The sequence below is a fragment of the Streptomyces sp. NPDC048255 genome (assembly GCF_040652415.1).
In the GTDB taxonomy this organism is placed as follows: domain Bacteria; phylum Actinomycetota; class Actinomycetes; order Streptomycetales; family Streptomycetaceae; genus Streptomyces.
Genome location: NZ_JBEZMA010000019.1, coordinates 37,020 through 52,057, shown reverse-complemented (window position 1 = coordinate 52,057; position 15,038 = coordinate 37,020). Strand labels below are relative to the sequence as shown.

The 15,038-nt window shown below is 72.6% G+C and carries 13 protein-coding genes; 11 read left to right on the top strand and 2 right to left on the bottom strand.

The features are described 5' to 3' along the window. Positions 1-88 precede the first annotated feature (88 nt). From hutI to AB0D94_RS17500, 5 genes are all read left to right on the top strand, one after another. On the top strand, positions 89-1,264 hold the full coding sequence (gene hutI / locus AB0D94_RS17520; RefSeq protein ID WP_362052188.1) for an imidazolonepropionase: 1,176 nt from the start codon (positions 89-91) through the stop codon (positions 1,262-1,264). 144 nt (positions 1,265-1,408) lie between these two features. Next, entirely contained in the window at positions 1,409-2,083 is a 675-nt protein-coding gene (locus AB0D94_RS17515) for an LPXTG cell wall anchor domain-containing protein (RefSeq protein WP_362052186.1), read from the top strand. 17 nt (positions 2,084-2,100) lie between these two features. Next, positions 2,101-3,198: a hypothetical protein gene (locus tag AB0D94_RS17510; protein ID WP_362052184.1), complete on the top strand. Its 1,098-nt coding sequence runs from the start codon at positions 2,101-2,103 to the stop codon at positions 3,196-3,198. Then, positions 3,195-4,346 carry a hypothetical protein gene (locus tag AB0D94_RS17505; protein WP_362052183.1) on the top strand — a complete coding sequence of 384 codons (1,152 nt, stop codon included), beginning with the start codon at positions 3,195-3,197 and terminating at the stop codon, positions 4,344-4,346. The genes AB0D94_RS17510 and AB0D94_RS17505 overlap by 4 nt, the downstream gene beginning before the upstream one ends. 14 nt (positions 4,347-4,360) lie before the next feature. Beyond that, positions 4,361-5,683 carry a hypothetical protein gene (locus AB0D94_RS17500; RefSeq protein ID WP_362052181.1) on the top strand — a complete coding sequence of 441 codons (1,323 nt, stop codon included), beginning with the start codon at positions 4,361-4,363 and terminating at the stop codon, positions 5,681-5,683. A 79-nt stretch (positions 5,684-5,762) separates the two neighbouring features. Here the strand turns inward: AB0D94_RS17500 and AB0D94_RS17495 are convergent, their stop codons facing one another. Beyond that, a complete protein-coding gene (locus AB0D94_RS17495) occupies positions 5,763-7,280 on the bottom strand; it encodes an oligopeptide:H+ symporter (RefSeq protein WP_362052179.1) in 1,518 nt (505 codons plus the stop codon). Positions 7,281-7,791: 511 nt separating this feature from the next. Here AB0D94_RS17495 and AB0D94_RS17490 point away from each other — a divergent pair. Both AB0D94_RS17490 and AB0D94_RS17485 read left to right on the top strand, forming a co-directional pair. Next, the gene (locus tag AB0D94_RS17490; protein ID WP_362052177.1) at positions 7,792-8,469 is read left to right on the top strand and encodes a response regulator transcription factor; all 678 of its coding nucleotides are present in this window, start codon (positions 7,792-7,794) and stop codon (positions 8,467-8,469) included. Between the two features lie 40 nt (positions 8,470-8,509). Next, positions 8,510-9,775, top strand: a complete 1,266-nt coding sequence (locus AB0D94_RS17485; protein WP_362052175.1) for an ATP-binding protein — start codon at positions 8,510-8,512, stop codon at positions 9,773-9,775. 27 nt (positions 9,776-9,802) lie between these two features. Here AB0D94_RS17485 and AB0D94_RS17480 read toward each other — a convergent pair whose 3' ends face one another. Then, entirely contained in the window at positions 9,803-10,348 is a 546-nt protein-coding gene (locus AB0D94_RS17480) for a GtrA family protein (protein ID WP_362052173.1), read from the bottom strand. 219 nt (positions 10,349-10,567) lie between these two features. On the opposite strand from AB0D94_RS17480, the gene AB0D94_RS17475 reads away from it, so the two are divergent. The 4 genes from AB0D94_RS17475 (at position 10,568) to AB0D94_RS17460 (ending at position 14,741) form a co-directional block, all read left to right on the top strand. Continuing rightward, positions 10,568-11,686, top strand: coding sequence for a 5-(carboxyamino)imidazole ribonucleotide synthase (locus AB0D94_RS17475; protein WP_362052294.1), 1,119 nt, complete (start codon positions 10,568-10,570; stop codon positions 11,684-11,686). Beyond that, complete coding sequence (purE, locus tag AB0D94_RS17470; protein ID WP_362052171.1) at positions 11,683-12,231, top strand: 5-(carboxyamino)imidazole ribonucleotide mutase; 549 nt, start codon at positions 11,683-11,685, stop codon at positions 12,229-12,231. The genes AB0D94_RS17475 and purE overlap by 4 nt, the downstream gene beginning before the upstream one ends. Next, the gene (locus tag AB0D94_RS17465; RefSeq protein ID WP_362052169.1) at positions 12,228-13,418 is read left to right on the top strand and encodes a dipeptidase; all 1,191 of its coding nucleotides are present in this window, start codon (positions 12,228-12,230) and stop codon (positions 13,416-13,418) included. Before purE ends, AB0D94_RS17465 begins: the two co-directional genes overlap by 4 nt. 234 nt (positions 13,419-13,652) lie before the next feature. Further along, positions 13,653-14,741: a membrane dipeptidase gene (locus AB0D94_RS17460; protein ID WP_362052167.1), complete on the top strand. Its 1,089-nt coding sequence runs from the start codon at positions 13,653-13,655 to the stop codon at positions 14,739-14,741. The last annotated feature ends 297 nt before the right edge of the window (positions 14,742-15,038 follow it).

The following is a 15,038-nucleotide window of genomic DNA, read 5'->3' as shown; positions in this document are numbered from 1 at the left end:
CCCGTCCGGCGTTTGAGGACCGGGTCCGGGCAGAGCCCGGTTTCGGGAAGGGGCGGGGTGGGGGACAAGCAAGCCCTGAGAGGAACCCATGACCACCACCGCCATCATGAACATCGGCAGCCTCGTCACCAACGACCCCGCCCTGGGCGAAGGCCCCCTCGGCCTGGTCGAGAACGCAGCCGTCGTCATCGAGGACGACAAGATCGCCTGGGTCGGCCCCGCCGACAAGGCCCCGGCCGCCGACACCACGTTCGACGCGACCGGCCGCGCCGTCATCCCCGGCTTCGTCGACTCCCACTCGCACCTCGTCTTCGCGGGCGACCGCACCGCCGAGTTCAACGCCCGCATGTCCGGCCGCAGCTACTCCGCGGGAGGCATCCGCACCACCGTCGCCGCCACCCGCGCCGCCAGCGACGCCGAGCTGGAGGACAACCTCCTGCGCCACCTCGACGAGGCCCGCCGCCAGGGCACCACCACCTTCGAGACCAAGTCCGGTTACGGCCTCACCGTCGCCGACGAGGCCCGGGCCCTGCGCATCGCCGCCGCGCACACCGAGGAGGTCACCTACCTCGGCGCGCACATCGTCTCCCCCGACTACGCCGAGGACCCGGCGGCCTACGTGGCCCTGGTGACCGGCGAGATGCTGGAGGCCTGCGCCCCGTACGCCCGCTGGGTGGACGTCTTCTGCGAGAAGGGCGCCTTCGACGGGGACCAGGCCCGCGCGATCCTCACCGCGGGCGCCGCCGCCGGGCTGATCCCGCGCGTGCACGCCAACCAGCTGTCCTACGGTCCCGGCGTGCAGCTTGCCGTGGAGCTGGAGGCCGCCTCCGCCGACCACTGCACCCACCTCACCGACGCGGACGTGGACGCCCTCGCGCAGGCCGCCGGCACCACCGTCGCCACCCTGCTGCCCGGCGCCGAGTTCTCCACCCGCGCCCAGTGGCCCGACGCCCGCCGCCTGATCGACGCGGGCGCCACCGTCGCCCTGTCCACGGACTGCAACCCCGGTTCCTCCTACACGAGTTCGATGCCCTTCTGCATCGCCCTCGCCGTCCGGGACATGCACATGACCCCCGACGAGGCCCTGTGGTCGGCCACCGCCGGCGGCGCCCGCGCGCTGCGCCGCGACGACATCGGCGCCGTCACTCCCGGGGCCCGCGCCGACCTGGCCCTCCTCGACGCCCCCAGCCACGTCCACCTCGCCTACCGGCCCGGCGTCCCGCTCGTCTCCGCCGTCTGGCAGCGGGGCGCGCGGGTGGTCTGAACGCGCGGAAACGGCTGAAACCGTGCGGCCGACGGGCCGCTGATCCGGGCTGTCCTTTGTCTTCCCTCCGTAAGGTCCCGGGCGTACCTTGAGCCACCAATCTGATGTGTCGTCAGTAACTTGTGGCCCGAGGGGAAGACGAAGGTGTCCGACCGGAAACGTTCCACCGCGCTCGCGCTGGCCTCCGCGCTGGCCGCATCGGCGGTACTGCTGGCCGCCCCCGCGGCGCACGCCACCGTCGTCGACGTGGCCTACGACTGCAAGACCCCCATCGGGGACAAGTCGGCGGTGTCGCCCATCGACATCAAGGCCGTCAAGGAGGGCGACGCCTACAAGCTGACGATGTCCTTCCAGAAGGGCGTCTCGTCCAGCCCCATCGAGCTCGGCAAGGGCGCGATGAACCCCAGTGCGGTCATCCTCGTCGACGGCGCCGAGAAGGCCTCCGTACCGGTCTCCGGCCCGCCCAACCCCGAGGCCGCCCCCGCCGACACCCCCATCAAGATCACCGACCTCTCGGGCACATACACGCCCAAGAAGAGCGGCAAGGTCACCTTCACCGCCGGGGTGCTCACCATCAAGGCCATGGGCACCACGACCACCTGCACCCCCGGCAACAGCCCCGGACCGGCCCTGGAACTGGACGTCACCGCCCCCGCCGGCAGCGCCCCGCCGCCCGGCGGCGAGGGGCCCGCCACCCTCCCGCAGACCGGACCCACCGACTCCGCCCTCGCCCTCGGCACCCTCGGCGCCACCGTGCTGCTCTCCGGCGCCGCCGGGGTGCTCTGGCTGACCCGGCGCGGTGGGCGGGCCCGGTCCTGAACGGAGCACCCCCGGCCATGCCCGTGCTCCACGCCCTCAAGCGGCACGCGCGCCTCCTCGTGCCGTTCCTCACCGCTGCCGCGCTGTACGCGGGCACCGCGCAAGCCGCGACCACCGTTGCCGCGCATGCCGCGCATGCCGCGCCTGCCGCGAGCGCCGCCGCCGCGCAAGCCGCGACCGCCGACGAGCCCGGCTGGACCGCCGAACCCGCCGCCGGAACCGCCGCCACCAGGCCCGGCGGCGCCCGCCCGTACTTCTACCTCGCGGGCACCCCCGGCACCGTCCTGGAGGACCGCCTCGCCCTGGCCAACACCACCGACCAGGAGCGCACCGTCACCCTGCGCGGGGCCGATGCCTACAACACCGCCGACGGCGCCCTCGCGGTACGCCCCGCCGCGCCCCCGGCCGGGACCGCCGGAGCCGCCGCCGGGGCCGCCGCCGGGGCCGGATCCTGGATCAGCTTCGGGACCGGCACCACCGTGAAGATCCCGCCCCGCACCCGCGCCGTGGTCCCCTTCACCGTCACCGTGCCGCCCGCCGCCCCGCCCGGCGACCACCCCGCCGCGGTGGTCGCCACCGAAGCCGGCCGCGAGGCGGGCGTACGGGTCCACCTGCGCATCAGCGGCCCCGCCCTCGCGGCCCTCACCGTCGAGGACGTCGCCGTCCGGGGCCGGGGCTCCGCCGCGGAGGTCGCGTACACCCTGGTCAACCGCGGCAACGTGGCCCTCGCCCCCGAACTGGAGATCCGCGCGAAGGGCCGCCTCGGCGAGGTGCCCGGCCGCGCGGCCCGCGCCCTGCCCCTCGAACTGCTCCCGGGCCAGCGGGTCGAGCTCACCGAACCCTGGCCCGGCGCCCCCGTCCTCGACAGGGTCGACCTCACCCTCACCGTCACCGCCCCCGGCGGCGCCCGGGCCACCGCCGCCGCCTCGGCCTGGTTCGTGCCCTGGCGGATCGCCCTCTGGACGGGCGCCGGGCTGCTCCTCCTCGGCGGGACCACCGCGGCCGCACTGCTCCTCGTACGCAGGCGGGCCCGTACGGGGACGCCGCCGGACCGGGCGCCCGAGCCCGAGCGCAGCCGCGCACCGGAACACGAACTGACGGGAGTATCCAGGTGAGTGCCAAGGCCGGCGCCGGCATCCGATCCGGAGCCACCGGAAGGCTCGGGGCCCTCCTCGCGGCGGGGCTGGCGGTGTGCGCCCTGGCCCTGCTCCCGGCGGCCCCGGCCGCCGCCGACGAGGGCAAGCCCGCCGTGACCCTCTCCCTCCAGGAGGCCGCCAAGGGCACGGAGATCACCGTCACCGGCACCGGCTGGCGGGCCAAGACCCTGGTGATGCTGCTGGTCTGCGGGCAGAACATGATCGGCGGCACCAACAGCTGCGCCAACGCCGACGGGGCCGCCGTCTCGGTCGCCGACGACGGGCGCTTCGCCGCCCAGCTGCCGGTGGTGGAGCCGCCCAAGCCCTGCCCCTGCGTCGTCAACGTCACCTCGGTCAACGGCGACCAGTCCACCGTCGCCGTCCCCCTGAAGATCACCGGCCATCCCGTCGCCGAGCTGCCCGCCGAATCCGGCACCCCGCGCCTCGCGATGCTCACCGGGGTCCGGCTGAAGGGCGAGGACGGGGTGCTGACCTGGTTCGGCGCCCCGCCCGGCCGGAAGTTCACGGTCACCGTCGGCAACCTGGGCTCGGCCCCGGTCAAGGACCCCGTCTTCCAGCTCGGCACCGCCCACGGGGTGTTCGCCCCGCTGTGGGAGGAGGTCCGGTGGAAGGGCACCATCCCGCCGGGCGGCAAGGCCGAGATCGCGCTCGACGTGGCCCTCACGGCGGGCGCGTACGGGGACTACACGATCTCCCTCAAGTACGGCGAGACGGTCCTGGCCACGCAGCCCTGGGGCGTGGACCGCCCGTACGGGGTCCTGCTCTTCTGGGGCCTGCTTCTGGTGGTCGTCCCGGCCGCGGTCTTCCGCATCGGCATGGCCGTCGTCGACAAGGTCCGCCCGCGCCGCCCCGTGCCCCCCGGCGGCCGCCACCGGGGCGCCCGGCTCCCGGAGGCGGCCGCGGCCGTGACGGCCCGGCTGCCGCGCGTACGGGCGGCGGCTTCCGCCGTACGAGGACCCGCGCCGGCCCGCTCCGCACCACCGGCGGAGCCCCCCGAGACCCCCACGGCGGTCCTGCCGTGGTTCACCCCGGACAGCGCGCCGGAGACAGCACCACAGACGTCCGCACCGTCTGAGAACCGTTCGACGACGAAGGGACATTCGTGAAAACCCAACGGAGGGTGAGCGCGGCCGCGGTCGCGCTGCTGCTCGGCGGCGCGGGTATCGCCATCTCGGCTTCTCCCGCCCTGGCCGGCGAGGCCACGTACAAGGTCAAGTGCGTTCCCCCGGCGGGCGGTGGCGACCCGGTCGAGGGCACGACCACCGCCAAGATCACCGCCCCGGCCACGGCCAAGGTCGGTGACGAGGTCGACGTGGTCTGGGAGACCGTCAAGCCCGCCTCGAACAACACGGACCTGATGGACATCCCGCAGGACGCGGTCCAGCCCACCGGCTGGATCGCGCTGGGCGGGGGGATGGGCGAGCTGAAGGTGGTCGGGGAGAAGAAGAACCCGCCCATCCCCAAGAAGGCCCCCATGGTCATGTCACCCATGAAGGGCAAGCTGAAGCTCACCAAGGCCGGCAAGATCACCCTGACCCCGGGCAAGTACGACGTCGCCGTCACCTTCTCCTTCGGCACGTTCGTCACCAAGTGCGCCCCGCAGGGCGAGGTGAGCGCCGGGGCCACCATCGACGTGTCGGCGGGCTCCAGCAGCGGCGGCACGACCGGCGGCACCACGGCCGGCGGCTCCACGGGCACCGCCGGCACGACCGGCGGCACCACCACCTCCTCGGGCGGCAGCACCACCTCGGGCGGCACCACCTCCAGCGGCGGCTCCACCAGCGGCGGGGGCGGCGGCCAGACCGACTTCCCGGGCAAGGCCGTCGAGGTGGCCTTCGACTGCGGCCCGGTCGTCCCCGGCGGCATCAAGACCCCCGTCACGATCAACGCCAAGAAGAACGGCGGCAAGTACGACCTGACGGTCAAGACCGCGAAGGGAGCGATGGCCGCGCCCATGGCGCTGCCCGCGGGGGCCCTCAAGCCCTCGATGAACGTGAAGCTGGGCGGCGCCGACAGCGGCATGGTCAAGGTCTCCGGCCCCGCCAACGCGGAGCCGATCCCGGACAAGGCCCCGGTCAGCCTCAGCGACATGACCGGCACCTACACGCCCGGCAAGACCGGCAAGGTGACGCTGAGCCCGGACCAGCTGACGATCGACGTCACCATGGCCCCGGGCGCCACACCGATCAACGTGCCCTGCAAGGCGGCCAGCAGCGGCGTCTCGCTGGAGCTGGACACCACCGCCCAGGCGGGCGGCTCCGGCTCGCCGTCCACCACGGGCAACACCTCCACCGGCCCCACCAGCTCGGGCGGCCTCGCCGACACCGGCGCCGAGGACGACGGCGGCATCAAGGCCCTGGCCCTGGTCGCCGGCACGGTCATCCTGCTCGGCGGCGCGGTCTTCACCTTCACCCCGTGGCGCCGCCTGCGCGGCGCCCGGTAGTCCGTACGGCAGAAAGGGAGCGGCCCGGCACACCTTCCGGTGTGCCGGGCCGCTCCCTTCGGTCAGCGACTCAGGGGCGTCAGTGGACGTCGCCCATCATCGTCTGGACCTTCTTGCGGTACATGTAGATCGCGAAGCCCGCGAGCGCCGCCAGCGCGGCCTGCGCCGCGATGATCGAGGTGCCGTTCAGGTCCACACCGGCGATCGACAGCAGACCCGTGGTGCAGTCACCGGCGGTGACCGCGAGGAACCAGACACCCATCATCTGGCTCGCGTACTTCTGCGGAGCCATCTTGGTGGTGACGGACAGGCCCACCGGGGACAGGCACAGCTCGGCGATCGTCTGGATCATGTAGATCGAGACCAGCCACATCGGGCTGACCTTGTCGCCGCCGTTCGCCATGCCCATCGGCACGACGAAGACGAAGAACGAGCCACCGACCAGGACCAGGGCCATCGCGAACTTCACGATGGTGCTCGGCTCCTGGTTCTTGCGCGCCAGCCAGATCCACAGCCAGGCGAAGACCGGGGCCAGGGACATCACGAAGAGCGGGTTCAGGGACTGGAACCACGTCGACGGGAAGTCGAAGCCGAAGACCGTGTTGGCGGTGTTCTTCTCGGCGAAGGCGGCCAGCGTGGAGCCACCCTGGTCGTAGATCATCCAGAAGACGGCGGCGGCGACGAAGAACCAGATGTAGCCGTTCATCTTCGACTGCTCGGGAGCCGAGAGGTCCTTGTCGCGCTTGATGCGGACGAGGACGCCGATCGGGATCAGCAGACCCGCGAGGGTCAGCGGCACCAGGGCCCAGTTCAGCGTGAAGACACCGGTGAAGCCGATGGCCGCGTAGAAGACGGCGATGATGCCGACGGAGGTCGCGACCTTCGTGATGATCGCGGTGCGCTCCTGCGCCGACAGCGGGTTCGGCACCAGGCTGCTGGTCGGGCTGAGGTGCTTGGTACCCAGCATGAACTGGACCAGACCCAGCGCCATGCCCGCACCGGCCAGGGCGAAGCCCAGGTGCCAGTTGACGGTCTGGCCGACGGTGCCGATGACGAACGGCGCGACGAAGGCACCGAGGTTGATGCCCACGTAGAAGAGGGTGAAGCCACTGTCACGACGCGGGTCCTGCGGACCGTCGTAGAGGTGGCCGACCATCGTGGAGATGTTGGCCTTCAGCAGACCGGAACCGGCCGCCACCAGGGCGAGACCGACGAAGAACATCGCCTGGCCGGGCAGGGCGAGCGAGAAGTGGCCCGCCATGATCACGCCACCGGCGATGGCGACGGTCTTGCGGGCACCCCAGACGCGGTCACCGAACCAGCCACCGGGCATGGCCATGAGGTAGACCATGGCCACGTAGATGGAGTAGATGGCCGTGGCCGTGGCGGCCTTCATGGCCAGGCCGCCGCCCTGGCTGTCGGTCGCGGCGTCGACGCCACCCGAGATCAGGTAGACGACGAGGAGGGCGCGCATGCCGTAGTAGGAGAAACGCTCCCACATCTCGGTCATGAACAGAGTGGCCAGGCCACGGGGGTGGCCGAAGAAGGTCTTCTCGGTGGACGGATCCGCCGGGTCCTTCGTCAGGCTGGAAGCCATGGTCGATCCTTGCTTGCTCGGGACGCTTGGCTTCGTGAGCTCATCCGCGCCCGGTGGGGGTTGGCCGGCACCGGCGACGGATGTCCCGAACCCCACGCCCGGGGGTCTCGCCGCCGGCGTGTGCGTCGGGGGCGAAGGTTCAGCCGTAACCGGGATCCACACCCTGTCGCGCACCTTCGCGCGCAGGGCCCGGGCCACAGGTCATTCACTGTCATCGGGCCGGACCGGGCAGTCCGTCGTGTCAGTCCGTCCAGACTGCCAAACCGGCCAGAACAGAATCAGAGACCTTCGGCTCGCTTTTCGGCACAAAGGTCCCCTGGGTAGTGCATCAGGCGTCTCGCCACCATACGACACGACACTGCGGCATATGGAAGGACTTGAGATATGGATCACAGGATTCCGGGGAACCGTTTGACGGTATTCGAAGGCCGTTAGTAGTTCATAACCCCAGATCGAGAGGGGTATGCAGGCACGCCCCTCCTTTCACCTCTCGCGGACTACCATCACCCACATGACGCGTGTACTGCTCGCCGAGGACGACGCATCCATCTCGGAGCCCCTGGCCCGCGCCCTGCGCAGGGAGGGGTACGAGGTCGAGGTCCGGGAGGACGGCCCCACCGCCCTGGACGCGGGACTCCAGGGCGGCGTCGACCTCGTCGTCCTGGACCTGGGCCTGCCGGGCATGGACGGGCTGGAAGTCGCCCGACGGCTGCGCGCGGAGGGACACGGCTTCCCGATCCTGGTGCTCACCGCCCGCGCCGACGAGGTGGACACGGTCGTCGGCCTGGACGCGGGCGCCGACGACTACGTGACCAAGCCCTTCCGGCTCGCCGAGCTGCTGGCCCGGGTCCGGGCCCTGCTGCGGCGCGGCGCCAACGAGACCACCCAGCCCCCCGCCACCCACGGCGTACGGATCGACGTCGAGTCGCACCGCGCCTGGATGGGCGAGGAGGAGCTCCAGCTCACGGCCAAGGAGTTCGACCTGCTGCGGGTCCTGGTCCGGGACGCGGGCCGGGTCGTCACCCGCGACCAGCTGATGCGCGAGGTCTGGGACACCACCTGGTGGTCCTCCACCAAGACCCTCGACATGCACATCTCCTGGCTGCGCAAGAAGCTCGGCGACGACGCCGCGAACCCCCGCTACATCGCCACCGTCCGCGGCGTGGGCTTCCGCTTCGAGAAGAGCTGACCGCCCCGGTCCCAGGCCCGGCTAGGGCATCCTCTAAGGCATGCGCCGCCGCCTCATCAACTCCACGCTCGCCGTGGTGCTCGTCGTGATCGCCGTCTTCGGGGTCTCCCTCGTCATCGTGGAGACCCGGACGATCACCAGCAGCGCCCAGGACCGGATCGACTCCGAGGCGCTGCGGCTCGTGGGCATCGTCGAGGCCGCCGTCCTGGAGAAGAAGCAGGTCGCCGCCGGCCCGCTCGCCGAGCAGCTCGACGCGGGCCACTACGCCCGCGTCGTGATCCCCGGCCGCCCCGTCGTGGAGGTCGGCGACCGGATCGACGGCAGCGTCGTCCGCGGCACCGCGCGCGGCGAACAGGGCGAGACCGTGATCGTCGAGGAGTCCCGCTCCACGGTCACCCGGGAGGTCGGGCGGACCCTCGCGGTGGTCGGCGCGGTGGCCCTGCTGGCCGTCGTGGCGGCCGTACTGCTCGCCGTACGGCAGGCGAACCGGCTGACGTCCCCGCTCACCGACCTCGCCGAGACCGCGGAACGCCTCGGATCGGGCGACCCCCGCCCCCGGCACCGGCGGTACGGGGTCCCCGAGCTGGACCGGGTCGCGGACGTGCTGGACTCCAGCGCGGAACGGATCGGCCGGATGCTGACCGCCGAGCGGCGCCTGGCCGCCGACGCCTCCCACCAGCTGCGCACCCCCCTCACCGCCCTGTCGATGCGGCTGGAGGAGATCACGGTCACCGAGGACCTGGAGACCGTACGGGAGGAGGCGACGATCGCCCTGACCCAGGTGGAGCGGCTCACGGACGTGGTGCAGCGGCTGCTGACGAACTCGCGGGACCCGCGTACGGGCTCGGCGGTCCCCTTCGACCTCGACGAGGTCGTCAAACAGCAGGTGGAGGAGTGGCGCCCGGCCTACCGCAGCGCGGGCCGGGCCATCGTGCGCTCCGGGAAGCAGGGCGTACGGGCCGTCGGCACCCCCGGCGCGGTCTCGCAGGTGCTGGCGACGCTGGTGGAGAACGCCCTCATGCACGGCGGCGGCACGGTCGCGCTGCGCACCCGGGTGATCGGGAACCAGGCGGTGCTGGAGGTCACGGACGAGGGCCCGGGAGTCCCGCCGGACCTCGGCAACCGGATCTTCGAGCGGGCCATCAGCGGCCGCAACTCCACGGGCATCGGCCTCGCGGTCGCCCGGGACCTGGCGGAGGCCGACGGCGGCCGGCTCGAACTGCTCCAGGCGGAGCCGCCGGTGTTCGCGCTGTTCCTCAGCCGCACCGCGCCGGACCGGACCGAACCGCAGACCACGGTCCGGTGAGGCCCGCCGAGGGGCCGCTGGGACGTACTAGTTGTTCGCCGGCTCCGGCTCAGGCAGGGGCCGCGGGCGGGGCTCGGGCCTCGGCAGCGGAGCCGGCTCGGGTATCGGCTCCGCCGGCGAGTCCGCCGAGGGGACGGGCAGGGCCTTGAAGACCCAGGTCCGGTAGGACCAGAAGCGGAAGACGGTGGCGGTGCCGATGCCGACGAACTTGAACACGTTGCTCGCGACCGGGCCGTCCCAGCCGAAGCCGTACGTGGCGGTGTACAGCACGCCGTTCTCGATGACCAGGCCGATCGCGCTGAAGGCGGCGAAGAGGATCAGCTCGCGGGTGCGGCCGCTCTGCGCCCGGTCCCGGTAGGCGAAGTACCGGAAGCCGAGGTAGTTCGTGGCGATGGCCACGACGGTGGCTATCACGCTCGCACGGACCACCTGGAGGTCGGTGGTGTGGCGGATCAGGTTGAAGACGCCCAGGTTGACCAGCACGCCGAGGCCGCCGACCGCCCCGAACTTGGCGACCTCTCGCATGAGGCCGCGTACGCGTTCGACGGCGGAACCGTTCCCCGGAGTGCTCATCTGATGGTTCAGTCCCTGTCGGTCACCGCCCCGCGCGGGGACGTCCGGATCATCGTCAACCCAGCCATCGTAAGTGTCCCCCCTGTGGTCCGTCTGTGCCATGGAGTCCCTTGCGACGCACGGCACACCGGCGGGTCCGCGCCAGGGCTGTGTCCACGCGGGTCCCGATGGCCGAATACCGCCGGATACCCTGGAGGAGTGACGTTCCCGGTAGTCGGCATGGTCGGCGGCGGACAGCTCGCCCGCATGACCCACGAGGCGGGTATCCCCCTCGGTATCAAATTCAAGATCCTCAGTGACACCCCAGAGGACTCGGCGGCCCAGGTCGTGAGCGACGTCGTCATCGGCGACTATCGCGACCTGGAGACGCTGCGCGCTTTCGCGCGCGGCTGTGACGTGATCACCTTCGATCACGAGCACGTGCCCACCGAACACCTCCGGGCCCTGGAAGCGGACGGCATCCCCGTCCGCCCGGGGCCCGACGCGTTGGTGCACGCCCAGGACAAGGGGGTGATGCGCGCCAAGCTCGACGAGATCGGCGCGCCCAGCCCCCGCCACCGGATCGTGCGCGATCCGGCGGACGTGGGCGCCTTCGCGGAAGAGGTCGGCGGTTTCCCGGTCATCCTCAAGACGGTGCGCGGCGGATACGACGGCAAGGGCGTGTGGTTCGTCCGCACCCCCGAGGATGCGCAGGCCCCGTTCAAGGCGGGCGTCCCGGTCCTCGCGGAGGAGAAGGTCGACTACGTCCGCGAGCTCGCGGCCAACATCGTCCGCTCCCCCCACGGCCAGGCGGTGGCCTACCCGGTCGTCGAGTCCGTCCAGGTGGACGGGGTCTGCGACACGGTGATCGCCCCCGCCCCGAACCTCTCGGAGGAGCTGGCGGGCGAGGCCCAGGCCCTCGCCCTGCGCATCGCCAAGGAGCTCGGCGTGACCGGCCACCTGGCCGTGGAGCTGTTCGAGACCACCGACGGGCGCATCCTCGTCAACGAACTGGCCATGCGCCCGCACAACAGCGGCCACTGGACCCAGGACGGTGCGATCACCTCCCAGTTCGCCAACCACGTACGGGCGGTCCTCGACCTGCCGCTGGGCGACCCGCGCCCGCGCGCCCGCTGGACGGTCATGGCGAACGTGCTGGGCGGGGACTACCCCGACATGTACGCGGCGTACCTGCACTGCATGGCCCACGATCCGCAGCTGAAGATCCACATGTACGGCAAGGACGTGAAACACGGCCGCAAGGTCGGCCACGTCAATACCTACGGCGACGACCTGGACGATGTGCTGGAGCGCGCACGTCACGCTGCCGGCTACCTCAGGGGAACGATCACCGCATGAGCACCACCTCTTCCGCAGGCTCCGCCGGTCCCGCCGTCGGCATCGTCATGGGTTCGGACTCGGACTGGCCGGTCATGGAGGCCGCCGCCCAGGCCCTGGACGAGTTCGAGATCCCGTACGAGGTCGACGTCGTCTCCGCGCACCGGATGCCGCGCGAGATGATCGCGTACGGCGAGCAGGCCGCCGACCGCGGCCTGAAGGCGATCATCGCGGGCGCGGGCGGGGCCGCCCACCTGCCCGGCATGCTCGCCTCGGTCACCCCGCTGCCCGTCATCGGCGTGCCGGTCCCGCTGAAGTACCTCGACGGCATGGACTCCCTGATGTCGATCGTCCAGATGCCCGCCGGGGTCCCCGTGGCCACCGTCTCGGTCGCCGGGGCGCGCAACGCCGGACTGCTGGCCGTACGCATCCTGGCCGCCCACGACACCGAGCTGCTGGCCCGGATGCGGGACTTCCAGCAGGAGCTCAACGACCAGGCCACCGAGAAGGGCAAGCGGCTGCGTACGAAGGTCGCGGGCGCGGACTCCTTCGGATTCGGCAAGTGAGCGCGGCGCAGCACCTGGCCGAGGCCCGTGAGCTGCTGGCCGAGCACCCCGTGGTGGACGGCCACAACGACCTGCCCTGGGCGCTGCGGCAGCAGGTGCGCTACGACCTCGGCCGGCGGGACATCGCCGCGGACCAGAGCGGCCGCCTGCACACCGACATCCCGCGGCTGCGGGCCGGCGGGGTCGGCGCGCAGTTCTGGTCGGTCTACGTCCGCTCCGACTACGCGGGCGACGAGGCGGTCAGCGCCACCCTGGAGCAGATCGACGCCGTCGCCCAGCTGATCGACCGTTACCCCGGCGACCTGGTGCGGGCCCTGACGGCGGAGGACATGGAGGCAGCCCGCGCCGACGGCCGGATCGCCTCGCTGATGGGCGCCGAGGGCGGCCACTCCATCAACAACTCCCTGGCCACCCTGCGCGCCCTGCACCAGCTGGGCGTGCGGTACATGACGCTCACGCACAACGACACGATCGACTGGGCGGACTCGGCGACCGACGAGCCGCGCCACGGAGGTCTGACGGACTTCGGCCGCGAGGTCGTCCGCGAGATGAACCGCGTCGGCATGCTCGTGGACCTCTCGCACGTCGCCGCGACGACGATGCGGGACGCGCTCGCGGTCTCCGAGGCGCCGGTGATCTTCTCGCACTCCTCCGCCCGGGCGGTGTGCGAGCACCCGCGCAACGTGCCGGACGACGTGCTGGCACTGCTCCCGGCCAACGGCGGGGTGGCGATGGCCACCTTCGTACCGAAGTTCATCCTGCCGGCGGCGGTCGAGTGGACCCTGGCCGCCGACGAGAACCTGCGCGCGCACGGCTTCCACCACCTGGACACCACGCCCGAGGCGATGGCCCTGCACCGGGCCTTCGAGGCGCAGCGCCCCCGGCCGGTGGCCACGGCCGCCACCGTCGCCGACCACCTCGACCACATGCGCGAGGTCGCGGGCGTCGACCACATCGGCATCGGCGGGGACTACGACGGCACGGCCTTCACCCCGGCCGGTCTGGACGACGTGGCGGGCTACCCGAACCTGATCGCGGAGCTGCTGGCCCGCGGCTGGTCGAAGGCCGACCTGGCGAAGCTGACCTGGTCGAACGCGGTACGGGCGCTGCGCGACGCGGAAGCGGTGGCGCGCGACCTCTCGGCCTCGCGGGGCCCGTCGAACGCCGTACTGCACGCGCAGCAATAGCGCGGTCCGGGGCGCGGAGCCCCGGGGAACGGTGGGGAAGGGCGGGTGGGGGACGGCTGCTCCGCGCAGCGGCGCCCCTGTCCGCCCCGCCCCCGCCCCTGTCCGCCCCGCCCGCCTCGCCCGGTCACGGCAAGGGCCGCCACCCGAACGCCACATCCGCCGGGCGGCAATCGCGTCCCACGTGTCACGGTGGCTCCATCTCTCCCTGCTGCCGCCGAGACCGGAGCGAATGCCATGGCCGACCTGCAGGATGAACGACCCGACGCGGGCCACGTCCCCGTCGGCCCCGCCTCCCTCGGAGCCGAGGACATCCCCGCCACGACGGTGCCCGGCGCCCTCGACCGGGCCGCCGCGCTGCTGTCCGTCCATCCCGTCGCGGACGGGTGCAACACCCTGGTCTGGACCCTGCGCCAGAGCCCGTACCACGACATCGACACCCCGGACACCGGGGTCGACACCGACATCCCGCGGCTGCGCGCCGGCGGGGTGGGGGCCCAGTTCTGGTCGCTGCTGACCCCGCACGAGGCGGTGGCCGCCGACCAGGTGGTCTCCGACACCCTCGAACAGATCGACGTGGCGCTGGCCCTGATGCGCCGCTACCCCGACAGCCTCTGCCTCGCGCTGAGCGCCGACGACCTGGCGGACGCCCGCAACCGGGGCCGGATCGCCTCGTTCCTCGGCCCCGTGCCCGGCCGCGCCCTCATCGACTCCCTGGGCGCCCTACGGGCCTTCCACGCCCTGGGCGTACGGATCCTCGCGCCCGCGGGAGCGCCCTGGGCGCAGGAGGGCCTCACGGCCTTCGGCCACGAGGCGGTCCGGGAGGCGAACCGGCTCTCGATCCTGCTGGACCTGGCCGGCTGCCCGTCGGCCGCGGCCTGCCAGATCGCGGGAGCCTCCAAGGCCCCGGTGATCATCTCGAACACGGCCGCGGCGGCGCTGAACCCGCACCCGGGGAACGTGACCGACGAGGTGCTGCTCGCGCTGCACGCGGCGAACGGCCTGGCCATGGTCACCTTCGACACCGCGCGGACCGGGGACTCCCTGCACGCGGTGGCCGACCACGTCGAGCACGTACGGGCCGTCGCGGGCCCGGACTGCGTCGGCCTCGGCGCCGCCTTCGGCGCCGAACCGGGCAGCCCCCGCCCCTCCGGCCTGACCGACCCCTCGGGCTACCCGAGGCTGATCGCGGAACTCCTGGACCGGGGCTGGTCAGAAGCCGACCTGGCCCTGCTGACCTGGGGCAACGCCCAACGGGTCATCCGCGACGCGGAATTCACCGCCCGCGCGGCCCAACACCGCAGGGCTGCTCCTACTCCCTTTTGACGCAGCCCTCGCACCGCTCGGCGCCGGGGCGCCTCCCGGGCATCGGCCCGCTGCGCCGAACTCCGTCCGTCGGAGGCCGGGCCGTACCTTCCCCCGGCCGGGGTCCGGCGCATCCAGCCTTGCTGGCGGCCCCCGGCCGGGGTCCGGCGCATCCAGCCCCGCCGGCGTTTGAGGCGCGGGGTCTGGGGCGGAGCCCCAGGAAGGGGCAGGGCGAAGCCCGAGCCCCCGGCGGGGTCCGGGGCGGCAGCCCCGGTTACGGGAAGGGGTGGGGTGGGGGAGGCCCCGCGCAGCGGCCCG